Raw genomic sequence first — 23354 nt, 5'->3', positions numbered from 1 at the left:
CGGCTGAGATCTTCGTGCACCGTGGAAGATTCCCAGGTCGACCTGGGAATCTCGGTGCGGGAGCGCCGGGAGGGGTCAGCGGGCGCAGGCGGGCGCGTCAGCGACCGGGAGCGGGGCCGGGACGCCCACCGCGGGCATGCCGAGGGAGACGGCGGGGCGCACCTCGGTGCGACCCTGGCGGGCCTCCCACGCGTCGCCCGCACGCGTACGCCGGTACGACACCGGCTCGGCGTCGCTGACGAGGTGGTGCGGTGCGGCGTGCGTGACCGTGACCTCCACCAGGTCGCCGGGGCGCACGGCGTGGTCGCCGGGGACGAAGTGCACGAGGCGGTTGTCGCGCGCGCGGCCGGTGAGGCGCTTGGTCTCGTGGTCCTTGCGGCCGCCGGCGGCGCTGTGGTCGGAGACGAGCAGCTCGACGGTGCGACCTTCGAGCCGCTGGTTCTCCGCCCACGACGTCTCCTCGACGAGGGCCGCCAGGCGCATGTACCGCTCCTGCACGACCTCCTTCGGCAGCTGGTCGGGCAGCGTCGCCGCGGGCGTGCCGGGGCGCTGGGAGTACTGGAACGTGAAGGCGCTGGAGAACCGGGCCTGACGGACGACGTCGAGCGTGTGCTGGAAGTCCTCCTCCGTCTCGCCGGGGAAGCCGACGATGATGTCGGTCGTGATCGCGGCCTCGGGCATCGCCTCACGGACCCGGTCGAGGATGCCGAGGTACTTCTCCTGGCGGTAGGAGCGACGCATCGCCTTGAGGACGCGGTCCGAGCCGGACTGCAGCGGCATGTGCAGCTGCGGCATCACGTTGGGCGTCTCAGCCATGGCGGCGATGACGTCGTCGGTGAAGTCCTTCGGGTGCGGGCTGGTGAACCGCACGCGCTCGAGGCCCTCGATCTCGCCGCACGCACGCAGCAGCTTGGCGAAGGCCTGGCGATCGCCGAACTCGACGCCGTAGGCATTCACGTTCTGGCCCAGCAGCGTCACCTCGACGACACCGTCGTCGACCAGCGCCTGCACCTCGGCGAGGATGTCGCCGGGCCGACGGTCCTTCTCCTTGCCGCGCAGCGCGGGGACGATGCAGAACGTGCACGTGTTGTTGCACCCGACGCTGATCGAGACCCAGGCGGCGAACACGGAGTCGCGCTTGGTCGGCAGCGTGGACGGGAAGACCTCGAGCGACTCGAGGATCTCGACCTGCGACTCCTCCTGCACGCGTGCGCGCTCGAGCAGCACCGGCAGCGACCCGATGTTGTGGGTGCCGAACACGACGTCGACCCACGGCGCCCGGTCGGTGATGGTGTCACGGTCCTTCTGCGCGAGGCACCCGCCGACGGCGACCTGCATGCCGGGGTTCTTGGCCTTGAGGCTCGCGACGTGGCCGAGGTTGCCGTAGAGCTTGTTGTCGGCGTTCTCACGGACCGCGCAGGTGTTGAACACGACGAGGTCGGGGATGGGCGCGTCGGCGCCGTCACCACCGTGCTTCTCGTAGCCCGCGGTCTCCAGCAGGCCCGACAGCCGCTCGCTGTCGTGCACGTTCATCTGGCACCCGTAGGTGCGCACCTCGTAGGTCTTCGCTCCTGGCGACGTCGCTGCAGTCATGACCGGTCGATCCTACGCGGCGAACCTGCCACGACCAGCCACGGCCGGACGCCGCCGCGGTCGTCACGCTGCAGGGGCGGTGATCTCCAGGGCGATGCCGTCGGGGTCGCGGAACTCCAGGATCAGCTGGCCGCCGAGGTCCTTGACGTCCTCGTGGCGGATGCCGAGGTCGTCGAGCACCGCGACGGCGTCGTCCAGGGCTGCGCGGTCGGCCACGGCGAAGCACAGGTGGTCCAGCCCCGTCCGGTCCTCGTCGAAGGAGTCGTGACCCGGAGCCACGGGACGCAGGCCGAGGAGGCCGCCGGGGAACTGGTAGATCACGCCGCCGAAGAGGAACGCCAGCTGCTCACGGGTCTCCGCGTCCGGGTTCTCCGGGAGCTCGAACGCCACGTCGAAGCCGAAGACGGAATCGTAGAAGCGACGCGAGGCGTCGATGTCGCGGACGGTCAGGCGAACGTGGGCGTAGTCGGTGGCGGCGATCGGCACGGGGTCTCCTCGGGTGCGGTGGGGTGTGCTTCCACGCTCACACGACCCCGGCTCCCCCGCAGGCCGAGTCGACCCGCTCAGAGGTCGGCGAGCAGCTGACGCATCCGGTCGATCTCGGCCGTCTGGTCGGCCGCGATGCTCGTGGCCAGCTCGTTGACCTGCAGGTCCGCACCCTGCCGGACGACGTCGCCGACCATCTCGATCGCGCCCTGGTGGTGCATGACCATCAGCTCGAGGAACTGCCGGTCGAACGCGTCACCCTTCGCCCTCGCGAGGGCGGCCATCTGCGCCTCGCTGGCCATGCCGGCCATGTCGTGCACGTCGCCGCCGTGCGACCCGTGCCCTCCGTGGCGACCCATCGGGATGTTGCCGCCCTCGATCTGCTCCTTCGTCGGCGCGTCGAGGCCCTGGTCGGTCAGCCAGCCCGCCATGTAGACGATCTCGGGACGCTGGGCGCCGTCGATGCGGTCCGCCATCGTGCGCACCGCCTTGCTGCCCCCGGCCTTCGGGGCGAGCTGCGCCATCTCGAGCGCCTGGGCGTGGTGCGGGATCATCATCTGCACGAACTCGATGTCGGCGTCGTTGGCCCGGGCACGCTCGATCTCCGGGGCCTCGTCGAGCTCCTCGGAGTCCTCCCCCGGCATGCCGGGCTGGATGATCGTGCCGTCGACCTTCCGCGACGGATCGTCCCCGGAGCACCCGGTGGCGAGCGCGGCCACGGCGACGAGTGCGGCGGCGGCTCCGCGGCCGAACGTGGGACTCGGACGACGCATAGGTGGTTCCTTCCCCCGAAGTGTCGCCGTCACGGGAACGTCACGAACGAGTCCGCGCGTCGCCCTTGTCGTCATGACGGCTTTCAGCGAGGATAGCCACACTTCGGGGGAAGGACACCTATGCGTATCTCGCGCACACGGGCCACCACGGCCCTGCTCGGAGCCGCCGCCACCGGCGCGCTCACCGCGGCACTGCTCTCACCCATGGCCGCCACGGCCGAGGTGCAGGCCCGCGACACCACGTCCGACGAGTGCGACGGCGAAGTCGTGCTGTCGGAGGCGGACCGCCTGGCAGGCAACTGCCTCCCGGGCAACGACACCGCTCGGATGAACGCCAGCGGCGCCGACCTCGCACCAGGCGAGGAGGCGAACAGCAAGAACGTCGAGCGCATCGCCACCATCGCCAAGCAGGGCGCGTTCGCCACCGAGGACGCCCTCAACAGCGACCTCGCGTTCCAGGGCAAGTACGCCTTCGCCGGCAACTACAACGGCTTCATGGTCTACGACATCTCGAAGCCCGCGAAGCCGAAGGTCGTCACGCAGGTCGTGTGCGCGGGCTCGCAGAACGACATCTCCGTGTACGACGACGTGCTGATCCTCAGCACCGACTCCTCGCGCAGCGACGCCTCGTGCCAGAGCACGGCGCAGTCGGCCACCATCAAGGACTCGTGGGAGGGCGTCAAGGTCTTCGACATCTCCAACCCGCGCAAGCCGGAGTACGTGTCGGCCGTCGAGACACCGTGCGGCTCGCACACCCACACCCTGGCTCCCGGCAACGGCAAGCCGGGCAAGGGGAAGGGCGGCAAGCCCGGCAAGGGCTCGAAGAACGACCTCTACGTCTACGTCTCGTCGTACGCGCCCGACGCCGCGTTCCCCGACTGCCAGCCTCCGCTGGACTCCATCAGCATCGTCAAGGTGCCGCTGAAGAAGCCGTCGGCAGCGACGATGATCGCCCAGCCCGTGCTGTTCCCCGACGGGGGCAACCCGGCCGGCGGCTACTCGCGCGAGACCAGCGGCTGCCACGACCTCACGGCCTACCCGAGCAAGGACATCATGGCCGGCGCCTGCATGGGCGACGGCATCCTGCTCGACATCCGTGACCGTGAGAAGCCGAAGGTCACCGAGAACGTGCGCGACACCGAGAACTTCGCGTTCTGGCACTCCGCCACGTTCAACAACGACGGCACCAAGGTCGTCTTCACCGACGAGCTCGGCGGCGGCGGCGCGCCCACCTGCAACCCCACCGTGGGTGACACCAAGGGCGCGAACGGGATCTACGACATCACCCGCAAGGGCGACCTGCAGTTCAAGAGCTACTACAAGATCCCCCGCACCCAGGCGAACACCGAGAACTGCGTGGCCCACAACGGCTCGCTCGTCCCGGTGAAGGGCAAGGACATCATGGTCCAGGCCTGGTACCAGGGCGGTTGGTCGATGTTCGACTTCACCGACTCGGCCAACCCCAAGGAGATCGCCTGGCACGACCGTGGCCCCAACGACGCACAGCGTCTCGTGGTCGGCGGCCCCTGGTCGACGTACTACTACAACGGCTACGTCTACTCCAACGAGATCCAGCGCGGCTTCGACGTGTTCAAGGTCGACGACCGTCGGATCAAGGGTGCGGAGCGGGTGCGCTTCGACGAGCTGAACCCGCAGAGCCAGCCGCGCTACCGCGAGTAGGGCTCGGTCGCACGACCGCGAGCCGGCACTCCCACCCTCGCGGACCCGAGACGTCGGCCGTCGATGCAGCTCCCTGCGTCGACGGCCGACGTGCGTCCCCGTGCGTGTCCCGGCGCGCGTGTCCACGGCGTTGCCGCGTCCCCGCCGCAGGTGACGATTCGGTTGCGGACTTGCAAGGACGACCAAGGACGCCGATAGGTTGTCCCGCATGGCTGACACACCCATGGTGGCCATGCAGGGGGTCCAGAAGCACTTCGGCTCCTTGCATGTGCTGCAGGACATCGAGCTCGACGTCGCCCAGGGCGAGGTCGTCGTCGTGATCGGGCCCTCGGGCTCGGGCAAGTCGACGCTGTGCCGCACGATCAACCGGCTCGAGACGATCGACGAGGGCCAGATCCATGTGGACGGCCAGCCGCTCCCCGCCGAGGGCAAGGCCCTCGCGCAGCTGCGCGCCGACGTCGGCATGGTCTTCCAGTCGTTCAACCTCTTCGCGCACAAGACCGTGCTCGAGAACGTGACGCTCGGCCCGATCAAGGTCCGCGGCCACGCCAAGGCCGACGCCGAGAAGCGCGCCATGGAGCTGCTCGAGCGGGTCGGTGTCGAGTCGCAGGCCAGCAAGCTTCCCGCCCAGCTCTCCGGCGGCCAGCAGCAGCGGGTGGCCATCGCCCGCTCGCTCGCGATGGAGCCCAAGGTCATGCTCTTCGACGAGCCGACGTCGGCGCTCGACCCGGAGATGATCAAGGAGGTCCTCGACACCATGATCGACCTCGCCAAGGGCGGCATGACGATGATCGTCGTCACCCACGAGATGGGCTTCGCGCGCACCGCCGCCGACCGCGTCGTGTTCATGGCCGACGGACGCATCGTCGAGCAGAACACCCCCCACGAGTTCTTCAGCGCTCCGTCGTCGGACCGCGCGAAGGACTTCCTGGGCAAGATCCTCAACCACTGATCCACCTGTTCGAACCCAACCAACCGATCGAGGGGAAGCTCCCATGAAGGTGCGCAGCATGAAGCTCGCGGCAGTCGCCGCAGCGGTCGTCCTGGCCGCCTCGGCCTGCGGCAACGCAGGCGAGGACGACGGCACGGCGGCGTCCGGCAACGAGTACGAGGTCGTCGACAGCCCCGACTTCGAGGCAGGCTCGCGCATGGCCGAGCTGGCCGAGGCCGGCAGCGTCAAGATCGGCGTCAAGTACGACCAGCCCGGCGTCGGCTTCAAGGCCGCCGGTTCCGAGACGCCCACCGGCATCGACCCCGAGCTCGGCAAGATCATCGCCGGCCAGCTGGGCATCGAGCCCGACAAGATCGAGTGGGTCGAGGCGATCTCCGACAACCGCGAACCGTTCCTGCAGAACGGCACGGTCGACTTCGTCATCGCGTCGTACTCGATCACCGACGACCGTCGCAAGGTCGTCGGCCAGGCCGGCCCGTACTACGTCACCGGCCAGAGCCTGCTCGTCGCCGCCGACGACGACTCCATCAACGGCCCGGACGACCTCGAGGGCAAGAAGGTCTGCTCGGTCACCGGCTCCACGTCGATCAAGACGGTCGAGGAGGAGTACGGCGCGACCCCGGCCGGCTTCGACACCTACTCCGAGTGCGTCGACCAGCTGAAGAACGGCTCCGTCGACGCCGTCACCACCGACGGCGCGATCCTGCTCGGCTATGCCGCGCAGGCGCCCGACGAGCTCAAGGTCGTCGGCGAGCCCTTCTCCGAGGAGCGCTACGGCGTCGGCTACAGCAAGGACGCCCCCGAGCTGTGCCAGTTCCTCAACGACACGATCGAGAAGGCGTACGACGACGGCGACTTCGAGAAGGCCTTCGACGCGACGCTCGGCAAGTCGGGCAACGACGTGCCCGAGAAGCCGACGCTCGACGCCTGCGCCTGATCCGACCGACCGACCGGTCGCCGGGCCTCACCGCCCGGCGACCGGTCGACCATCCTGCGACTGTCGCTCGACGACGGAGGTGACGTGGAAGCCCTCAGCGAGAACTTCGACCTGGTGCTCTCCGGTTTCGGTGAGACCCTGAAGCTGCTCGTCGCCTCCGGGGCGCTCGCGCTGGTGGTCGGCACGCTCGTGGCCGTCGCACGCGTGTCACCCGTGCCGGTGCTGCGCGGCGTCGGGATCGGCTACGTCACGATCTTCCGCAACACGCCGTTGCTGGTGCTGATCCTGCTCACCTACTACGGGCTGCCCGAGGTCGGCATCGACTTCGGCTTCTTCGTCATGATCACGCTCGCGATGGGCCTCTACACCGCGGCCTTCGTCACCGAGGCGATCCGCTCGGGCATCAACGGCATCGGGCTGGGCCAGGCCGAGGCCGCGCGGTCGATCGGGATGCCCTTCTCCCTGACCATGACGCAGGTCGTGCTCCCCCAGGCGTTCCGGCTCACGGTCCCGCCGCTGGCGAGCGTGTTCATCGCCCTGACCAAGAACACCTCGCTCGCCGCGGTGTTCGGCATCGCCGAGGCCACCTTCCGCATGAAGGGGCTCAGCAACGACTACGCCAGCGAGCGCATCGTCATCTTCCTCGGGATCGCCCTCGGCTACATCGTCATCGTCGAGCTGATCTCCTTCGGCGCGTCCCGCTTCGAGAAGGCCTGGAGGGTCGCATGAGCCAGGCATCCGTCCTCTTCGACGTCCCCGGACCGAAGGCCGCCCGCCGCTACCGGCTGCTGGGCATCGCCACCGTCGTCGGCGTCGTCGCCCTGGTCGCCCTCGTCGTCTGGAAGCTCTACAGCGAGAACCAGCTCACCGCCCAGCAGTGGGAGCCGTTCGTCACCCCGCGGATCGTCGACGTCCTCGTGCAGGGCCTCATCGACACCCTGCGTGCGGCCGGGATCGCCATCGTCGGCGCCGTCGTGTTCGGCGTCCTGCTCGGTGTCGGCAAGCTGAGCGACAGCCGGCTCGTGCGGTGGCCGTCGTGGACCGTCGTGGAGTTCTTCCGCGCGGTGCCGCTGCTGCTGCTCATCATCTTCATCTGGGGACTCGCGTCGTACCCGAACGGTGTGCTGTTCCCCCTCGTGATCGGCCTGATCCTCTACAACGGATCGGTGCTGGCCGAGGTCTTCCGCGCCGGCATCAACGCCGTGCCGAAGGGACAGGCCGAGGCGGCCTACGCGCTCGGTCTGCGCAAGAGCGCGGTCACACGCATCATCCTGCTGCCGCAGGCCGTGAAGATCATGTTCCCCTCGATCATCAGCCAGTGCATCGTCGTGCTGAAGGACACCAGCCTGGGCTACGCGATCCTCGCCCCGGGCCTGACGGTGGCCGGGCGCGAGGTGTTCCGGACCTTCGACAACAGGCTGGCCACCGCCATCGTGCTCGCGGTCGTCTACATCACGATGAACCTGCTGCTCACCTGGCTCGGTGGGTGGGTGCAGCGGCGCTACATCGGCCAGCGGAAGTCGCCCGGGCTCGTCGGCGGCGTCGTGCAGAGCCAGCCCGATGGTGGTGCCGGTGGCACCGGCGCGCCGGGTCTGGCCTGACCCGGCTCAGCGCTTCTTCGGGGTGACCCAGAGATGGATGGTGCCCTCGACCGTGACGGTGCCGTCCTTCAGCGCCGCCTTCACACGGATCGGGACGTCGGGGCCGTTGGCCCAGTCCTCGGGGCTGGACTCAGCGGTGCAGTAGAGGTCGCCGGCCGACTTCGCCAGGTACTTCACGTCCATGCCCTTGGGCAGCCAGCGGGAGTCGCTCGGACAGGTGGCCTCGGCGAGCAGGCCCATGGCCGCCTCCAGACCGTTGCAGGCCGCGATCGCGTGCACGGTACCGATGTGGTTCTGCACGCTGCGCCGCTTCGGGATCGTGATCTCGGCGAAGTGCGGCCGCATCTCGCGCACGGCCATGTGGATCGACGCGAAGTACGGCGCCTTCTGGCCGTAGAAGATGGAGAACAGTCGCTTCCCCTGCGGGAGGGCCGACATCTTCTGGTACACATCGAGGGTGCTGGGCATGCGCGTGAGTCTAGGACCCTGACAGCGACGCTGTCTGCGTCGGCACGGGCGATGTGGCGAACGGCTCAGTAGGGTGAGCGGCGTGAACCTGTCGATGACCTCGTACGCCATCCTGGGGCTGCTGGCCTTCGACGGGGAGTCCGAGACCAAGGGCCTCACGGGCTACGAGCTGAAGCAGCGCGCCGACCGCACGCTGCGGTTCTACTGGACGTCGCCGGCGATGAGCCAGATCTACACCGACCTCGACAAGCTGCTCCAGGGCGACCTGGTGCACGCCGTGGAGCACACCGAGGGGCGACGCACCACGCGCCGCTTCAAGATCAGCGACGAGGGACGCACCCAGGTGGAACGGTGGCTCTCCGCACCGGTGGACGACCCGTTCCCAGTGCTCAAGCACCCGGTGGCCCTGCGTCTGCTGATGGGTCGGCTCACCTCGACCGAGCACGTGCAGGAGATGCTCGACGACTACCTCGAGCGGCTCGCCGTGCAGCGCAAGGAGCTGGAGGCCGTGCGCGAGATGCTCGGAGACGTCGAGGAGCTCCGCTACGCGGCTCGCGTGGCCGACTGGGGCATGTCGTACTACGACAGCGAGAAGGACATCGTCGAGCGGATCCGACGCGACGTGGAGGAGCGCGGCTGAGCCGCACTCCCCCACACCACACCCGTTGCTGCCACCAGCTCAGGTGGAGACGAGCGGCTCCACGTCGGCCTCGAGCTCCTCGCGGACCACGTCGAAGGCGACCTGGGGCGAGTAGCCCTTGCGCGCCAGCATGCCGGTGAGCCGACGGATCCGGGTGGTGTCGTCGAGGCCGCGCATGGAGCGCAGCTTCTTCTGGACCAGCCGGTGGGCCGCCTCACGCTCGGAGTCGGGATCGACGTCGGCCAGGACCTCCCGCGCGATCTCGTCGGCGATGCCCTTGCGCCGCAGCTCGAGCGCCAGCACCTTGGTGGCCAGGCCCTTGCTGCGCGAGCGCGACTCGACCCAAGCCCGCGCGAACGCGGCGTCGTCGATCAGACCGACCTCCTCGAACCGGTCGAGCAGCCGCGTCGCGACGTCGTCGGGCACGTGCTTGCGCGCCAGCGCCTCGGCGAGCTCAGCCCGGCTGCGCGGGGAGTCCGTGAGCTTGTTGAGCAGGATGGTGCGAGCCACCGACTCGACGTCGGCATCGGGATCCTGCGGCGTGTCGCGCACCGGCTCGTCCGAGACCACGGGCGGCTCCTGCCCTCGCGCCTGTCCCCCGGGCACGCTCAGAACTCCGTCGCGGGCAGGTCGACGTCGTCGGCGACCTCGTCGTCGATCGTGGCGCCGACTCCCAGGTGCTCCTTGACGCGCTTCTCGAGCTCCTCGGCAAGGTCGGGGTTGTCCTTGAGGAACTGGCGGGCGTTCTCCTTGCCCTGGCCCAGCTGGTCGCCCTCGTACGTGTACCAGGCGCCGGCCTTGCGGACCATGCCCGTCTCCACGCCGACGTCGATCAGGCTGCCCTCACGGCTGATGCCCTGGCCGTACATGATGTCGAACTCGGCCTGCTTAAACGGCGGGGCGAGCTTGTTCTTGACGACCTTGACGCGCGTGCGGTTGCCGACCATGTCGGTGCCGTCCTTGAGCGTCTCGATGCGGCGCACGTCGAGCCGGACGGAGGCGTAGAACTTGAGCGCCTTGCCACCCGTGGTGGTCTCGGGCGAGCCGAACATGACGCCGATCTTCTCGCGCAGCTGGTTGATGAAGATCGCCGTGGTGCCCGAGCCGTGGATGGCGCCCGTCATCTTGCGCAGGGCCTGGCTCATGAGGCGGGCCTGCAGACCGACGTGGCTGTCGCCCATCTCGCCGTCGATCTCGGCGCGAGGCACCAGGGCCGCCACGGAGTCGATGACGATGACGTCGATGGCGCCCGAACGGATCAGCATGTCGGCGATCTCGAGGGCCTGCTCACCGGAGTCGGGCTGGGAGATGAGCAGCGCGTCGGTGTCGACACCCAGCTTGCGGGCGTAGTCGGGGTCGAGCGCGTGCTCGGCATCGATGAAGGCCGCCACCCCACCGGCCTTCTGGGCGTTGGCCACCGCGTGCAGCGCGACCGTGGTCTTGCCCGAGGACTCCGGGCCGTAGATCTCGACGATGCGCCCGCGCGGCAGACCGCCGATGCCGAGCGCGATGTCGAGCGCGGTGGCACCCGTCGGGATGACGTTGATGGGGACCCGGCCCCGCTCTCCGAGGCGCATGACGGCGCCCTTGCCGTAGTTGCGGTCGATCTGGGCGATCGCGTTGTCGATCGCCTTCTCGCGCTGGTCGCTCGTGACGGCGGTGACGGGGGTCAGTGGTGCCTTGGAAGCCATGGGCTGGTCCGTTCTGCTCGGTGGGGGCCGGTCATCTGCGACGCTAGGGGCCGCCTCCGACATCTGGGGCCTCGTCGACCCCGCCTGTGGACAGCGACACACCTTCGCGTCAACCGTGTGGACAACGCTAGTACGAACACCTGTTCGATCGGATGCGACACGCCGTGTCGGCCTCGCCGGTGCCGGCACGCGTACGACTCCCCCACCATCGGTGGATCCTCAACCGCAGGACGCTCGCTGCGGTTGAGGATCCACCGATGACGCCCCAGATGTTGAGGATCCACCGATGGGGGGAAGGGCTGGGCGGTCAGCGCTCGCTGGCGGGAAGCTCCAGCCGGGCGTGCACGGCACGCCACACGGTCTTGGGGTCGACCCCGGCGTCGAGGGCCTCGCTGGCCGTGCGACCACCCAGGTCGGACATGACCTGCGACTCCGCCCACGAGCGGGCGTACGCCGGGCCGAGGTGGATCCGCATCCGCTCCCAGAACTCGCTGTGCCTCATCGCGGCCAGCATGCCACGGGGCGCACAGGCGACGGCGACGGCCTCGGACGGACCTCGGAAGCCGCTCGGTCCGTCGGTCGGGTTCAGCCGAGCGCGACGATCGCCGCGAGGAGTGCCGGCTCGAGGGCACGGTCGGCGTGGATCACCCGGTCGGGGCCGTGGGTCCACGGCTCGGTGTGGACGTGCTCCAGCCCGGCCAGCTCGCTCACGCGCGCCGAAACGGGGTTGGTCGAGACCGACCGCGCCACGACGGGCCACGTCGGACGGGTGCGGTGGGCCGCGCCGAGGCCCACGCTCGCCACCCAGGTGCCGAGCCCGTGGCCCCACACGCTGGGAGTGAGTCGGAAGCCGAGGTTCCACCACCCGTCGCGGGGCATGGCGCCGCCGGCACCGACGAGCTCGCCCGCGTGCAGCACGGCGTACTGGCCGAGCCCCACGTCGTTCCAGTCGGCGACGGCCCGCTCGACGACCTCGAGGGTCTGCTCGCGCTGCGTGAAGACGCCCGACGGCAGGTGCTCCCAGGTCCCGGCATCGGCGAACACGGCGTGCAGCGCGTCGACGTCGTCGAGGACGAGCGGCCGCAAGCCCCAGTCACTGGGATCCACCGGTACCCCCGCCTCGTCTTCGCTGGTCGTACGTCCGTGACACCGCGGACGGGCCGTGCTCCGGTCCTTCGCTGCCGTCGGCCAGCATGCCAGGGCCGTGACGCCGATCGCCTGGCAGGCTTGACCCTCACGCAACGTGAGGCCCCAGAGTCGTGGTCGAGCCCGGACGAGAGGAGGACGAGGACGATGCAGGAAGCCAGCTACACGGTCGGCACGCTCGCGCGCCTGGCCGGTGTCACGGTGCGGACGCTGCACCACTACGGCGACGTCGGACTGCTGTTGCCGCGCGCCCGCAACGCCGCAGGGTACCGCCTGTACGACGCCGCGGACGCCGACCGACTGACCCGCATCCTGTACTACCGCGACCTCGGATTCGGGCTCGACGACGTCGCCGCCCTCCTGGACGGCGACACCGACACGGTCGATCACCTGCGGACCCAGCACCGGCTGCTCACCGAGCGGCTGGCCCGGGTCCAGGAGCTGGTGACGGCCATCGAACGCGAGATGGAGGCACACATGTCCGGCATCAGACTGACCCCGGAGGAGCAGCTCGAGATCTTCGGCGAGACGTGGGACCCCGCGTACCAGGCGGAGGCAGAGCAGCGCTGGGGCGACACCGAGGCCTGGGCGCAGTCCCAGGCGCGGACGGCGCAGTGGACCAAGGAGGACTGGGAGCGGGTCAAGACCGAGGGCGACGCCCTCAACGCCCGACTCGCCGAGGCGTTCACCGCCGGCGTGGAGCCCGGTTCGGACCGGGCGAACGCGCTCGCGGAGCAGCACCGTTCGGAGCTGAACCGCTTCTACGACGCGGACCACGAGCTCCACCGCGGTGTCGTCCGCTTCACGACCGGGGACGAGCGCTTCCGCGCGCAGCTCGAGGAGCTGGCACCGGGACTGGCCGACTGGCTCCGCGCGATCGTCGAGACGAACGCCGAGCGGCACGCCTGAGCGCCCTTCAGGCGTCCGGGCTCGCCGGTCCCATGCTGTGGGGCTGGCGGGTCAGGCCGCGGAGACCTCGACCTCGCCGGGGGCGATGGACGACACGCTCGCGAGGTCGGTGGCTTCCTCGATGGCCAGCAACGTGCTGACGTCGAGGAGCACCTTGCTCAGCGGCACCTCCAGGGCGGCGGCGAGGGCGGCCAACAGCTCCGAGCTGGGCTCCTTCTGGCCGCGCTCGACCTCGGAGATGTACCCGAGGGAGACCCGTGCCTTGGCGGAGACGTCGCGAAGGGTGAGCCCCTGGGCCATCCGGCGGGCGCGCAGCACCTCACCGACCAGCTGCCTCATGGCCGTCATGGTCCACCTCCGTCCGCCGTGCTCCGTGAGAGATCACCGCATTCCTGCGAGGGTCAACGCGATGGGCTCGGGTGTGATTCCCGACTCTCTGGATCCAGCCTAGCGACCAGGTGCGACAGCGCCGCAGCGACCGTCGCCGCGCGGACCTCGTCGCGGTCGCCCGACAGCGCGAGCGGCACCGACACCTCCCGGGACCCCGGTCCGTCGATGCCGACGTGGACCGTCCCGGCGGACTTGCCCTCGCTCGGACCCGGCCCGGCCACGCCGGTGGTCGAGACGCCCCAGTCGGAGCCCAGCAGGTGGTGCACCGACGCGGCCATCGCGACGGCGACGTCGGGATCGACCGTGCCACGCGCGTCCACCAGGTCGGGGTCGACCCCCAGCACGTCCGTCTTGACCTGCGTGGCATAGGCGACGAGACCGCCGACGACCACGTCCGACGCGCCCGGCACGTCCACGAGGGCCGCGCACAGGAGACCTCCCGTGAGCGACTCGGCGGTGGCGATCGTCTCGCCGCGCTCACGGAGCAGGCGCACGACCTCGACGGCGTCGGGGCCGGGACTCACGACTCGGGGCTCACGACTCTGGGCTCGGGGCCGACGCCTTCGCGTCCCGCCGCAGCACGATCGCGTCGCGCACGTACTGCACCGCCGTGACGATCGTGATGGCCAGGGCGGCCGCCATGATCAGGTGCGTCGCCCACCGCAGCACGTCGCTGGCGGTGTTGTCCCACAGCTCGAACGGGAGCACGTAGCCACCGATCGCGAGCGCCTGGAGCGTGGTCTTGATGCGCCCGCCCTGGCTCGCCGGCATGACGCCGTACTTCTTGACCACGAACCGCATGACCGTGATGCCCCACTCGCGCACCAGCAGCACGATCGTGACCCACCACCAGAGCACGCCGATGATCGACAGGCCGACGAACGCCATGCCGGTGAGCGCCTTGTCGGCGATGGGGTCGGCGAGCTTCCCGAAGTTGGTGACGAGGTTGCGGCTGCGCGCGAGGTCACCGTCGATGCGATCGGTGATCATCAGCAGCGAGAAGGCCACGAACGCCCAGACCCGCGTCGAGACGTCGGACCCGTCCTGCGTGAGCAGCAACCAGCCGAAGAGCGGCACGCCGACGATCCGCAGGACCGTGAGGGCGTTCGCGATGTTCAGGTTGCTGGGAGCGTGCTCGGGCGTCGGATCGTGGCTGGCGTCGGCCGGCTGCATGCATGCCTCTCGGTGGCGGGGCGGACGTTTCAGTATGGAGCAGGGCTCCGGCGCCTGGCCACCTGGACCTCGGCCTCCTCGGCCGAGACGGTCGTGCCGAGGCCCAGCGGGGCGGTGTAGATCTTCTGGCCGTCGGGGCTCACGACCTTGACCCGCGCGTCGAGCAGCCCCTCGCGCGGCTCGACACGGATGTCGGCCATCTCGCTCCACAGCAGCCCGACCCAGCCGTCACCGTCGCGCATCCTCACGCCGTGGGCGTCCGCCACGAACAACGGGGTGCGGGCGTCGCGGACGCCTTGCAGCACCGCGAGCGACAGCAGTGCGAGCACCGCGGCAGGCACCCACAGCAGCACGTCGTCCCGGTCCCAGGCCAGCCAGGCGAACCCGGCCGCGACCCCGAGCGCGGCCAGCCCCAGGAGCGCGAACAGGGCGATCCGTCGACGGATCTCGAACGGCTCGTCGGAGGCGGCCTCCCCGGATCCTGGCGCGTCGGGACGCTCGTCGACCATGGGCACGCTCAGCCGACGCTGATCGAGGCGAGGACGTCCTCGAGGTCGTCGGGCTTGATCAGCACGTCGCGGGCCTTGGAGCCCTCGCTCGGGCCCACGACGCCGCGGCTCTCCATGATGTCCATGAGCCGGCCGGCCTTGGCGAACCCGACGCGCAGCTTTCGCTGCAGCATCGACGTGGAACCGAACTGCGTGGTGACCACGAGCTCGACCGCCTGGATGACCAGGTCCATGTCGTCGCCGATGTCGTCGTCGAGGTCGCGCTTGGCCTGCGCGGGCGCCGTGACGTCGTCGCGGTAGTTCGGCTGCAGCTGCTCCTTGCAGTGCTTGACCACCTCCGCGATCTCCGCCTCCGTGATCCAGGCACCCTGCATGCGCATCGACTTGTTGGCACCCATGGGCAGGAACAGTCCGTCGCCCTGCCCCACGAGCTTCTCGGCGCCGGGCTGGTCGAGGATCACGCGGCTGTCGGCGAGGGAGCTGGTGGCGAAGGCCAGACGGCTGGGCACGTTGGCCTTGATGAGGCCGGTGACCACGTCGACGCTGGGTCGCTGGGTGGCGAGCACCAGGTGGATGCCGGCGGCGCGCGCGAGCTGCGTGATGCGCACGACCGAGTCCTCGACGTCGCGCGGGGCGACCATCATGAGGTCGGCGAGCTCGTCGACGACGACCAGGAGGTACGGGTAGGGGGTGAGCACGCGCTCGCTGCCCGGGGGCACCTTCACGGAGCCGGCGCGCACCGCCTTGTTGAAGTCGTCGACGTGCCGGAAGCCGAAGTTGGCGAGGTCGTCGTAGCGCTGGTCCATCTCGCGCACGACCCACTGGAGCGCCTCGGCCGCCTTCTTGGGGTTCGTGATGATCGGCGTGATGAGGTGCGGGATGCCCTCGTAGGCCGTCAGCTCGACCCGCTTGGGGTCGACCATGATCATCCGCACCTCGTCAGGCGTCGAGCGCATCAGCAGCGACGCGATCATGGAGTTGACGAAGCTCGACTTGCCGGAGCCGGTGGCGCCGGCCACCAGCAGGTGGGGCATCTTGGCGAGGTTGGCGACCACGAACCCGCCCTCGACGTCCTTACCGAGGCCGATGACCATCGGGTGGTGGTCGCCGCGGGCCTTGGCCGAGCGGAGGACGTCGCCGAGGGAGACCATCTCCTTGTCGACGTTCGGGATCTCGACGCCGATCGCGGACTTGCCGGGGATCGGGCTGAGGATGCGGACCTCGTTCGAGGCCACGGCGTACGAGATGTTCTTGCTCAGCGCGGTGACCTTCTCGACCTTGACGGCCGGTCCGAGCTCGACCTCGTAGCGGGTGACCGTCGGTCCGCGGGTGTAGCCGGTGACCTGGGCGTCGATCTGGAACTGCTCGAGGACCTCGGTGAGCCGCTCGACGACCTCGTCGGAGGCCGCGGAGCGCGCCTTGTGCGGGCTGCCCTCGCGCAGGACCGTGGAGTCGGGCAGGGAGTAGACGACGTCGCCCGAGAGCGCGAGCTGCTCTGCACGCGCCGGCAGCGGCTCCATCGGCGGCAGCACGACGTCGGTGGTGTCCTCGGTCTCCGGTGCGTCGTCGACCTCCGCCGCGTTCGCAGCCGCGGCGGCAGCGTCGGCCTCGGCCTTCTCGGCCTTGCGGCGACGTCGGGCCGAGACCTGGCGGTCCTCGTCGGGACCGTCGACGAGCGGGTTCTCGTACGGCTCGTCGGCGACGGTGCGGGGGTGACGCTTGCGCGGGCTCGCCTCCGGCTCCGCCTCGGCGTCCTCGACGTGACGTCCGAGGGCACGATCGCGGGCCTCCTGCAGTCGCGTGGGCACGGCGTGCAGGGGCGTGGCGGTGACGACGAGCAGACCGAAGAGGACGACGAGCACGAGGATCGGGGCCACGACGTACTCGGTGCGCAGCAGGTCCATGGGGATGGCGGAGAACAAGAACCCGACCGCTCCCCCGGCGTCGCGGACCTCGGTCATGTCCTCCGGGCGCGGCACGCCGTGGGCGAGGTGCACGAGGCCGAGCACGCCACCGCAGATGGCCGACCAGCCGATGACCTGACGGCCCACGGGGCCGTTGCGGTCGGGGTGGCGCAGCGTGCGCCAGGCGATGACGGCGAACAGGATCGGCACGGCCCAGGCCAGCAGACCCACCGTGCCCGTGGTGGCGGCACGCACCGCGTCGGCCACCGGACCGGGGACCTGCCACCAGACGGCGGCGGCCACGACGATGGCGAGCGCGACGATGCCGAACCCGACGCCGTCACGGCGCTGCTCGGGCTCCAGCTCGGCCGCGGAGTGCCCGATGCTGCGCGCGACCGCGCCGACGGCTCCGGCGATGCCCAGCCAGACGGCTGCGCAGGCACGGGCGAGCCCGCCGAACACCGCGGCCACGGGACCGGGTCCGGTGCGCCTCGGGGCAGGCTTGCGCGCCGCGGGCTTGCGCTTCGCGGTGCTGCGGGAGGCAGGCTTCTTGCGGGCCTGGCTGCCGGACGGCCGCTTGCGCGGCGGGGAAGACGTTCGGGTCGCCATGGCGAGAGCCTAAACCAGAAGTCGAGGGTCGGCGTGCACCCACGCCGTCGACCCGGCGGGGATTCCCGGCGCGTCAGAGGTAGGTGTCGCACCGCATCGCCACGTGGGAGGTAGGTGTCGCACCTTTCGAGACCGTCCTTCGGTGCGTCTCCTACCTCTGACGGCGCGGATACGTGCGTCGCCTACCTTTGACGGCCCGAGGACGGCCCGGGAGCCCGGCCGGTCCCCTCCCGGCCGCCCGGTCGAGGCCCGTTCGGAGAGCGGCCCCGCTCGAGGCCCGGGCAGTGCAGCCGCAGGTCGTCGCGAAGACCGGAGGCAGCGCAGCCGCCGGACGACCTCAGAGCGCGGCGACGCCCAGCCCGAGGGCCTGGTGGAACCGAGCGAGCACGAGGTCGACGACCCGTCGGTCGGGCAGGCCTCCGTCGAGCACGGGCGCCGTCACCAGGTCGGCACCGCAGTGGCGCAGCATGTCGGCGTCGCAACCCGGGGTCAGCACGTAGGACGAGACGACCACTCGCTGACCGTAGGCCCGCGCGATGTCGACCGCGTCGGTGAGCGGCGTGTCCTTCCCACCGATGGAGCCGATGTGCACCGGCCCTCCCCACACGGCGCTGACCAACCGCGCCATCCGGGAGTAGCCCGTGATCGCCGCGTCGTCATGGGCTCCCGAGACACCCAGGACGATCGTGTCGTCCTTGCGGGCACCCGCCTCGATCAGTCGCTGCACGCACAGCTCGGCCAACGTCCAGTCCGGGCCGATCGGGTGCGCGACCACGAGGGACGGGTCGTGCCGAGAGGCGGCCGACAGCGCGGCCGCCACGGCGGTCCCTCCGGTCAGCGTCAACGGCACCGCCACCCGCACGGGCGGCCACGCGTCGTCGAGGGCCATCAGGTCGACCGGGGTGTCGCGCACGTCGACCGACGGAGCGTCGCGTCGCACGGCGTTGACCAGGCCCTGCAGGGCCACCCGTTCGGCCGGATCGGCATGTCCGGAGGAGCAGGCGAGCAACACCTCGTCGGACCTGCGTGACGTCACTGACCAACCCCCTCGTGCGGGGAGATCGGCGTACGGCCGGCACCGTCGTGCGTAACGACGTTGCCGGCCGCAACCGGTGTCCCACCACGGTTCGGCCCCGCGCCGAACTCTTGATGACGACGTTAGTCAGCGCGTGTTTCGGCACCACCGCCCACAGGTTTCACCTGCGTAACAGTCCGAAGGTCCTCGATCGGACCGGGTCGGACGGCTCAGGCCTCGAGCACGATGGGGATGATCATGGGCCGACGCCGCAGCTTTCGGCCGGCGAACGAGCCGAGGACACGGCGCACGACCTGCTGCAGCTGCTGCGTGTCGTGGGTGCCCTCGCGCAGCGCCTGCTCCACGGCGTCGACGATCTTCGGCGTGATCTCGTCGAAGACGGTGTCGTCCTCCGCCAGGCCGCGGGCGTGCACCTCGGGGCCGGACACGATCTTGCCGTTGGTCGAGTCGACCACGACCACGACGGAGATGAAGCCCTCGTCACGCAGGATCCGGCGGTCCTTCAGCTCGCTGTCGGTGATCGCGCCAACCGACGAGCCGTCCACGTACACGTAGCCGCACTCGACCGCGCCGACGATCGACGCGTGCCCGTCGACGAGGTCCACGACGTAGCCGTCCTCGGCCAGCAGCACGTTCGGCACACCGGTCTGCGTGGCCAGGGCGCCGTTGGCGTGCAGATGGCGGATCTCGCCGTGCACCGGCAGCACGTTCGTGGGCTTGACGATGTTGTAGCAGTAGAGGAGCTCCCCGGCGGACGCGTGGCCCGAGACGTGCACGAGCGCGTTGCCCTTGTGCACGACCCGCGCGCCGAGCCTGGTGAGCCCGTCGATGACGCGGTACACGGCGTTCTCGTTGCCCGGGATGAGCGACGACGCCAGCAGCACCGTGTCCCCCGGCTCGAGGCTGACCTGCGGGTGGCTGCGGTTGGCGATGCGCGACAGCGCGGCCATCGGCTCGCCCTGCGAGCCGGTCGACATGAGCACCATCTGCTCCGGCGGCGCGGCGTCGATCCGGTCGACGACGACACCGTCGGGCACGTGCAGGTAGCCGAGGTCGCGGGCGATCTGCATGTTGCGCACCATCGACCGACCGACGTACGCCACCTTGCGCCCGTGCTTGGCGGCGGCGTCGAGCACCTGCTGCACGCGGTGGATGTGCGAGGCGAACGAGGCCACGATGACCCGCTGCGTGCTCGAGGCGAACACGGCGTCGATCGCCGGGGTGATGTTGCGCTCCGCGACCGTGAAGCCGGGCACGTCGGCGTTGGTGGAGTCGGTGAGGAAGAGGTCGACGCCGGCCTCGCCGAGCCGCGCGAAGGCACGCAGGTCGGTGATGCGGCCGTCGAGCGGCAGCTGGTCCATCTTGAAGTCGCCCGTGTGCAGCGCCACGCCCGCGGGCGTCTTGACCGCGACGGCGAGGGCGTCGGGGATCGAGTGGTTGACGGCCACGAACTCGAGCTCGAACGGCCCCAGGTGCAGCGTCTCGTTCTCGGCCACCACGTGCTGCGGCACGTCGCGCAGCCGGTGCTCGCGCAGCTTCGGCTCGACGAGGGCCAACGTCAGCTTCGAGCCGACCACGGGGATGTTCCCGCGCTCGCGCAGCAGGTACGGCACACCGCCGATGTGGTCCTCGTGGCCGTGGGTCAGCACGACGGCGACCACGTCGTCGAGCCGGTCCCGGATGGGGCCGAAGTCGGGCAGGATCAGGTCGACGCCCGGGTGGTGCTCCTCGGGGAACAGCACCCCGCAGTCGACGATCAGCAGCTTGCCGCCGAACTCGAAGACGGTCATGTTGCGACCGATCTCGCCGAGTCCGCCGAGCGGGGTGACGCGCAGGGTGTTCGAGCCCAGTGCCGGGGGCGGGCCCAGCTCCGTGTGCATGTGACTCAAGGAGTCCGTCCGTTCAGTCGATCAGGTCTGGTCGATCAGGTGGGAGGCGACGAGGGCGTCGCGCAGCATGGCGACCTCGTCCTCGGTGGCCTGGGGCAGGGGCGCGCGGGTCGTGCGGTTGTCGAGCACGCCCAGGATCTGCAGCACGGCCTTGGCCGTGATGACGCCCTGGGTGACGGTCATCATCGCCCGGTCGATGGGGAGGAGCTGCCGCTGGATGGCGCGGGCCTCGTCGAGGTCGCCGGCGTCGACCGCGGCGACGAGGTCGGCGAGACGACGGGGCGCGGCGTGCGAGACGACGCTGACGATGCCGCAGGCTCCGTACGCGAGCCAGCCGAGGTTCAGGGAGTCGTCGCCGGAGTAGATCGTGATGCCGGTCTCGCGCATGAGCCACGCACCGCGGTTGAAGTCGCCGACGGCGTCCTTGACCGACAGCACGAGCGGGTTCTTGCGCAGCTCGACGTAGGTCTCGGTCGCCAGCATGACTCCGCTGCGCCCGGGGATGTCGTAGAGCATCACCGGGACGTCCTCGCCGGCCTCGGCCACGGTGTTGACGTGCGCGACGATGCCCGACTGCGGCGGCTTGGAGTAGTAGGGCGTGACGACCAGCAGGCCGTGGGCGCCGGCCTTGCGGGCCTGCTGCGCCAGCTGCACGGAGTGACGGGTGTCGTTCGTGCCGACACCGGCCACCACGGAGGCACGGTCACCGACGGCCTCGACGACGGCGGCCAGCAGCTGTCCGTCCTCCTCGACCGTGGTGGTGGGCGACTCGCCGGTGGTGCCGCTGACGACGAGGCCGTCGTTGCCGTGGTCGACCAGGTGCTTCGCCACCTTCTGCGCCGCAGCGAGGTCGAGGTCGCCGTCGGGCGTGAACGGCGTGACCATGGCGGTCAGGACGCGCCCGAACGGCGCGGCGTCGCTGGCGAGCGGGGAGGTCATGGACCGAGGTTACCGCTCGACGCTGCGGCGTCCGGTCCGGCCCGCTGAGCACGCAGGAGGATGCGACCGGGTCGATCAGGTGGTCCAGGTGCCTCGTCGCGCGACGTCCACGCACGGCACCGCGCGTGCGGGCGAGTCTGGGCGCGTCGCTACCGTCAGCCCATGACGACGTACGAGCTCGACCGTGCCATCGCCTCGACGCCCGGCGACGACGGCCTGCGCCACCTCGTCCTCACCGCGGACTGGAACACCCCCAACGGGACGGCCAACGGCGGCTACGTGCTCGCCGTGCTCGCCCGCGCCACGCTCGACGAGGCCGCCACCACCGCCCCTGCGCACCCTGACCTGCTCACCGTCTCGGTGAGCTACTTCAAGCCGCCGACGCCGGGCGATGCCGCGGTGGAGGTGACCACGTTGCGCGTCGGTCGACGCGTGTCGGTCCACCAGGCAGTGCTCCTGCAGAACGGCGCCACCGTCGCGCACGCGGTCATCTCCCTGCACGACTGGGACGCCGCCGGCTCGGCCGAGCACACGCCGCACGGCGCACCCCCCGTCGGCGGGCCCGACGACGGCGTCGACGTCTCCGGGTACGTGCCGTCCGGGGCGGTCCCGATCGTCGACCGGTACGAGGTCCGTCTGCCCGAGGTCCCCGGCTGGCTGCGTGGCGAGCCGAGCGGCGATCCCGAGGCGAGCGTGTGGGTCCGACCGAAGGACGGTCGACCGATCGACGCCGTCGCGGCCGCCGCCATCGTCGACGGCTACCCGCCCGTCACGGCCGAGCTGGGACTCCTGGCCTCCGCCACCGTCCAGCTGACGGTGCACCTGCGCCGCCGCCCCGAGACGGCGTGGGCACTGATGCACGTGACGACCCGCCACGTGGTGCACGGCTACCACGACGAGGACGTCGAGCTCTGGGACGACCAGGGCCGTCTCGTGGCACAGAGCCGCCAGCTCGCCGTCCTGTCCTGACCTTCGGGCCCACGCCTCCGGCGTGGCCCTCAGGGCTGGTTGTCAGGGCTGGTTGTCAGGGCTGGGGCACGACGGCGGCGTCGACGACGCGCCCGACGCCGATGACCGCGGCCGCGGTCGCCAGGACGGCCAGACCCGCCACACCTGCGGTGACGGCGTCGTGCACCACGAGCTGCGGGATCGCGCGGTCCGGCACCGCCGCCGCGGCGATGCCGGCACCCACCAGCCCGATCCAGTTGCCCGTCATGGCCGACCGGTGGTCGCGGATACGACCTTGCCGTGCGCCGAGGATTCCGAGCGGAACCGTGACCAGCGTGACCACCGAGAGCGCGTGCAGGGCACTGAAGTGCCCGGGCCGGATCTCCTGGATCCAGAACGACGAGGCGGCCACGAACATCAGCGCGACGACCCACACCCGCCCGGCCACGCGATGACCCTGGGTGCCGCGCGGGCCCCAGAAGAGCTGCCACGCCCCGACCAGGAGCGCGACGACGGCGGCGAAGGCATGGGTGGCGATCAGGGGGGTCATGACAGCTCCGGCTTCAGGAGGGCGAGCAGGGGGTCGGTGACCGAGCGCACCTGGTCGGCGGTGACGGTGGTCGCGGCCAGGAGCTGCTCGAACGAGGACTCCAGCAGCCGTCCCCCGTCGGCGACGAGCGTGGATCCCGCGTCGGTGAGCTGCACGACTCGACGATTGCCCGCCCCGTCCGTCCGGGTCGCGGTGACGAGCCCCGCCTCGACCAGCGACTGCACCATCCGACTGGCCGCGGGTGCGGAGACGCCACGGGCTCCGGCGAGCTCGACCTGCGTGGGCGCGCCGAGCGCCTGGATCGTGACCAAGGTCAGGAACCGGCCATAGCTGATGTCGAACGACTCGCCGAGCATGCGATCGGCCGCGGCGTCGAGGGCCGACACGAGAGTGTGCAGCCGATAGGCCGGTTGCGTCGGGTCGTAGGTCACCCGACCATGATGCACAGGGTAAGTTACCTAGGTCAATGAGTGAGGGCGTCGACGGTCTACGACCCTGCCCCATGACCCCGGGGCGGTCCTACCCTGAGCC

The 23354-nt window shown here is 70.4% G+C and carries 26 protein-coding genes; 8 read left to right on the top strand and 18 right to left on the bottom strand.

Annotated elements, in window-relative coordinates; translation table 11 throughout:
* Positions 1-75: 75 nt before the first annotated feature.
* From miaB to RQG84_RS14000, 3 genes are all read right to left on the bottom strand, one after another.
* Positions 76-1593: a tRNA (N6-isopentenyl adenosine(37)-C2)-methylthiotransferase MiaB gene (miaB, locus tag RQG84_RS14010; RefSeq protein ID WP_311210493.1), complete on the bottom strand. Its 1518-nt coding sequence runs from the start codon at positions 1591-1593 to the stop codon at positions 76-78.
* A gap of 63 nt (positions 1594-1656) precedes the next feature.
* The gene (locus tag RQG84_RS14005) at positions 1657-2079 is read right to left on the bottom strand and encodes a VOC family protein (protein WP_311210492.1); all 423 of its coding nucleotides are present in this window, start codon (positions 2077-2079) and stop codon (positions 1657-1659) included.
* A gap of 77 nt (positions 2080-2156) precedes the next feature.
* Complete coding sequence (locus RQG84_RS14000; RefSeq protein WP_311210491.1) at positions 2157-2852, bottom strand: DUF305 domain-containing protein; 696 nt, start codon at positions 2850-2852, stop codon at positions 2157-2159.
* Between the two features lie 120 nt (positions 2853-2972).
* Here RQG84_RS14000 and RQG84_RS13995 point away from each other — a divergent pair, with 120 nt between their 5' ends.
* The 5 genes from RQG84_RS13995 to RQG84_RS13975 all read left to right on the top strand — a co-directional run bounded on the left by RQG84_RS13995 (position 2973) and on the right by RQG84_RS13975 (position 8022).
* Positions 2973-4532 carry a hypothetical protein gene (locus RQG84_RS13995; RefSeq protein ID WP_311210490.1) on the top strand — a complete coding sequence of 520 codons (1560 nt, stop codon included), beginning with the start codon at positions 2973-2975 and terminating at the stop codon, positions 4530-4532.
* A gap of 223 nt (positions 4533-4755) precedes the next feature.
* Positions 4756-5484: an amino acid ABC transporter ATP-binding protein gene (locus RQG84_RS13990; RefSeq protein WP_311210578.1), complete on the top strand. Its 729-nt coding sequence runs from the start codon at positions 4756-4758 to the stop codon at positions 5482-5484.
* A 58-nt stretch (positions 5485-5542) separates the two neighbouring features.
* Positions 5543-6421: a glutamate ABC transporter substrate-binding protein gene (locus tag RQG84_RS13985; RefSeq protein ID WP_311210489.1), complete on the top strand. Its 879-nt coding sequence runs from the start codon at positions 5543-5545 to the stop codon at positions 6419-6421.
* 84 nt (positions 6422-6505) lie between these two features.
* Entirely contained in the window at positions 6506-7150 is a 645-nt protein-coding gene (locus RQG84_RS13980; protein WP_311210488.1) for an amino acid ABC transporter permease, read from the top strand.
* Entirely contained in the window at positions 7147-8022 is an 876-nt protein-coding gene (locus tag RQG84_RS13975) for an amino acid ABC transporter permease (protein ID WP_311210487.1), read from the top strand. The genes RQG84_RS13980 and RQG84_RS13975 overlap by 4 nt, the downstream gene beginning before the upstream one ends.
* 6 nt (positions 8023-8028) lie before the next feature.
* On the opposite strand, the gene RQG84_RS13970 is transcribed toward RQG84_RS13975, so the two are convergent.
* Positions 8029-8490, bottom strand: coding sequence for a hotdog fold domain-containing protein (locus tag RQG84_RS13970; protein ID WP_311210486.1), 462 nt, complete (start codon positions 8488-8490; stop codon positions 8029-8031).
* A gap of 82 nt (positions 8491-8572) precedes the next feature.
* Here RQG84_RS13970 and RQG84_RS13965 point away from each other — a divergent pair, with 82 nt between their 5' ends.
* Positions 8573-9130, top strand: coding sequence for a PadR family transcriptional regulator (locus RQG84_RS13965; RefSeq protein ID WP_311210485.1), 558 nt, complete (start codon positions 8573-8575; stop codon positions 9128-9130).
* A 39-nt stretch (positions 9131-9169) separates the two neighbouring features.
* Here RQG84_RS13965 and RQG84_RS13960 read toward each other — a convergent pair whose 3' ends face one another.
* From RQG84_RS13960 to RQG84_RS13945, 4 genes are all read right to left on the bottom strand, one after another.
* Entirely contained in the window at positions 9170-9700 is a 531-nt protein-coding gene (locus RQG84_RS13960) for a regulatory protein RecX (protein ID WP_311210484.1), read from the bottom strand.
* Positions 9701-9738: 38 nt separating this feature from the next.
* Positions 9739-10821 carry a recombinase RecA gene (gene recA / locus RQG84_RS13955; protein ID WP_311210483.1) on the bottom strand — a complete coding sequence of 361 codons (1083 nt, stop codon included), beginning with the start codon at positions 10819-10821 and terminating at the stop codon, positions 9739-9741.
* Positions 10822-11128: 307 nt separating this feature from the next.
* Complete coding sequence (locus RQG84_RS13950; RefSeq protein ID WP_055968556.1) at positions 11129-11323, bottom strand: DUF3046 domain-containing protein; 195 nt, start codon at positions 11321-11323, stop codon at positions 11129-11131.
* An 83-nt stretch (positions 11324-11406) separates the two neighbouring features.
* Entirely contained in the window at positions 11407-11928 is a 522-nt protein-coding gene (locus RQG84_RS13945) for a GNAT family N-acetyltransferase (protein ID WP_311210482.1), read from the bottom strand.
* A gap of 186 nt (positions 11929-12114) precedes the next feature.
* Here RQG84_RS13945 and RQG84_RS13940 point away from each other — a divergent pair, with 186 nt between their 5' ends.
* Complete coding sequence (locus RQG84_RS13940; protein ID WP_311210481.1) at positions 12115-12876, top strand: MerR family transcriptional regulator; 762 nt, start codon at positions 12115-12117, stop codon at positions 12874-12876.
* A 51-nt stretch (positions 12877-12927) separates the two neighbouring features.
* Here the strand turns inward: RQG84_RS13940 and RQG84_RS13935 are convergent, their stop codons facing one another.
* From RQG84_RS13935 to dapA, 8 genes are all read right to left on the bottom strand, one after another.
* The gene (locus tag RQG84_RS13935) at positions 12928-13215 is read right to left on the bottom strand and encodes a helix-turn-helix domain-containing protein (protein ID WP_396135321.1); all 288 of its coding nucleotides are present in this window, start codon (positions 13213-13215) and stop codon (positions 12928-12930) included.
* Positions 13216-13277: 62 nt separating this feature from the next.
* Positions 13278-13790, bottom strand: a complete 513-nt coding sequence (locus tag RQG84_RS13930; protein ID WP_311210480.1) for a nicotinamide-nucleotide amidohydrolase family protein — start codon at positions 13788-13790, stop codon at positions 13278-13280.
* Between the two features lie 10 nt (positions 13791-13800).
* Entirely contained in the window at positions 13801-14439 is a 639-nt protein-coding gene (pgsA, locus tag RQG84_RS13925; RefSeq protein WP_311210479.1) for a CDP-diacylglycerol--glycerol-3-phosphate 3-phosphatidyltransferase, read from the bottom strand.
* A gap of 29 nt (positions 14440-14468) precedes the next feature.
* Complete coding sequence (locus RQG84_RS13920) at positions 14469-14948, bottom strand: hypothetical protein (RefSeq protein WP_311210478.1); 480 nt, start codon at positions 14946-14948, stop codon at positions 14469-14471.
* A gap of 8 nt (positions 14949-14956) precedes the next feature.
* Complete coding sequence (locus tag RQG84_RS13915; protein ID WP_311210477.1) at positions 14957-17461, bottom strand: DNA translocase FtsK; 2505 nt, start codon at positions 17459-17461, stop codon at positions 14957-14959.
* A 337-nt stretch (positions 17462-17798) separates the two neighbouring features.
* Complete coding sequence (locus RQG84_RS13910; RefSeq protein WP_311210476.1) at positions 17799-18497, bottom strand: hypothetical protein; 699 nt, start codon at positions 18495-18497, stop codon at positions 17799-17801.
* A gap of 209 nt (positions 18498-18706) precedes the next feature.
* The gene (locus tag RQG84_RS13905; protein WP_396135320.1) at positions 18707-20386 is read right to left on the bottom strand and encodes a ribonuclease J; all 1680 of its coding nucleotides are present in this window, start codon (positions 20384-20386) and stop codon (positions 18707-18709) included.
* 21 nt (positions 20387-20407) lie between these two features.
* Positions 20408-21325: a 4-hydroxy-tetrahydrodipicolinate synthase gene (gene dapA, locus RQG84_RS13900; RefSeq protein WP_311210474.1), complete on the bottom strand. Its 918-nt coding sequence runs from the start codon at positions 21323-21325 to the stop codon at positions 20408-20410.
* A gap of 162 nt (positions 21326-21487) precedes the next feature.
* On the opposite strand from dapA, the gene RQG84_RS13895 reads away from it, so the two are divergent.
* Positions 21488-22294: a thioesterase family protein gene (locus RQG84_RS13895; protein WP_056554222.1), complete on the top strand. Its 807-nt coding sequence runs from the start codon at positions 21488-21490 to the stop codon at positions 22292-22294.
* Positions 22295-22349: 55 nt separating this feature from the next.
* Here the strand turns inward: RQG84_RS13895 and RQG84_RS13890 are convergent, their stop codons facing one another.
* Both RQG84_RS13890 and RQG84_RS13885 read right to left on the bottom strand, forming a co-directional pair.
* Positions 22350-22823 carry a DUF2306 domain-containing protein gene (locus tag RQG84_RS13890; RefSeq protein ID WP_311210473.1) on the bottom strand — a complete coding sequence of 158 codons (474 nt, stop codon included), beginning with the start codon at positions 22821-22823 and terminating at the stop codon, positions 22350-22352.
* On the bottom strand, positions 22820-23254 hold the full coding sequence (locus tag RQG84_RS13885; RefSeq protein WP_311210472.1) for a MarR family winged helix-turn-helix transcriptional regulator: 435 nt from the start codon (positions 23252-23254) through the stop codon (positions 22820-22822). Before RQG84_RS13885 ends, RQG84_RS13890 begins: the two co-directional genes overlap by 4 nt.
* Between the last annotated feature and the right edge of the window lie 100 nt (positions 23255-23354).

It is taken from the genome of Aeromicrobium sp. WCS2018Hpa-31, from assembly GCF_031843905.1.
GTDB lineage: Bacteria > Actinomycetota > Actinomycetes > Propionibacteriales > Nocardioidaceae > Aeromicrobium.
This window is presented reverse-complemented; position numbering and strand designations above follow the sequence as displayed.

What these genes read in the sequence shown, in the direction of transcription:
- recA (WP_311210483.1), bottom strand. Translation starts at nt 10,821, where the DNA reads ATGGCTTCCAAGGCACCACTGACCCCCGTCACCGCCGTCACGAGCGAC.
- RQG84_RS13970 (WP_311210486.1), bottom strand. Translation starts at nt 8,490, where the DNA reads ATGCCCAGCACCCTCGATGTGTACCAGAAGATGTCGGCCCTCCCGCAG.
- RQG84_RS13990 (WP_311210578.1), top strand. Translation starts at nt 4,756, where the DNA reads ATGGTGGCCATGCAGGGGGTCCAGAAGCACTTCGGCTCCTTGCATGTG.
- RQG84_RS13890 (WP_311210473.1), bottom strand. Translation starts at nt 22,823, where the DNA reads ATGACCCCCCTGATCGCCACCCATGCCTTCGCCGCCGTCGTCGCGCTC.
- RQG84_RS13975 (WP_311210487.1), top strand. Translation starts at nt 7,147, where the DNA reads ATGAGCCAGGCATCCGTCCTCTTCGACGTCCCCGGACCGAAGGCCGCC.
- RQG84_RS13940 (WP_311210481.1), top strand. Translation starts at nt 12,115, where the DNA reads ATGCAGGAAGCCAGCTACACGGTCGGCACGCTCGCGCGCCTGGCCGGT.
- pgsA (WP_311210479.1), bottom strand. Translation starts at nt 14,439, where the DNA reads ATGCAGCCGGCCGACGCCAGCCACGATCCGACGCCCGAGCACGCTCCC.
- RQG84_RS13985 (WP_311210489.1), top strand. Translation starts at nt 5,543, where the DNA reads ATGAAGCTCGCGGCAGTCGCCGCAGCGGTCGTCCTGGCCGCCTCGGCC.
- RQG84_RS13920 (WP_311210478.1), bottom strand. Translation starts at nt 14,948, where the DNA reads ATGGTCGACGAGCGTCCCGACGCGCCAGGATCCGGGGAGGCCGCCTCC.
- RQG84_RS13950 (WP_055968556.1), bottom strand. Translation starts at nt 11,323, where the DNA reads ATGAGGCACAGCGAGTTCTGGGAGCGGATGCGGATCCACCTCGGCCCG.
- RQG84_RS13935 (WP_396135321.1), bottom strand. Translation starts at nt 13,215, where the DNA reads ATGAGGCAGCTGGTCGGTGAGGTGCTGCGCGCCCGCCGGATGGCCCAG.
- dapA (WP_311210474.1), bottom strand. Translation starts at nt 21,325, where the DNA reads ATGACCTCCCCGCTCGCCAGCGACGCCGCGCCGTTCGGGCGCGTCCTG.
- RQG84_RS14000 (WP_311210491.1), bottom strand. Translation starts at nt 2,852, where the DNA reads ATGCGTCGTCCGAGTCCCACGTTCGGCCGCGGAGCCGCCGCCGCACTC.
- miaB (WP_311210493.1), bottom strand. Translation starts at nt 1,593, where the DNA reads ATGACTGCAGCGACGTCGCCAGGAGCGAAGACCTACGAGGTGCGCACC.
- RQG84_RS13995 (WP_311210490.1), top strand. Translation starts at nt 2,973, where the DNA reads ATGCGTATCTCGCGCACACGGGCCACCACGGCCCTGCTCGGAGCCGCC.
- RQG84_RS13915 (WP_311210477.1), bottom strand. Translation starts at nt 17,461, where the DNA reads ATGGCGACCCGAACGTCTTCCCCGCCGCGCAAGCGGCCGTCCGGCAGC.
- RQG84_RS13895 (WP_056554222.1), top strand. Translation starts at nt 21,488, where the DNA reads ATGACGACGTACGAGCTCGACCGTGCCATCGCCTCGACGCCCGGCGAC.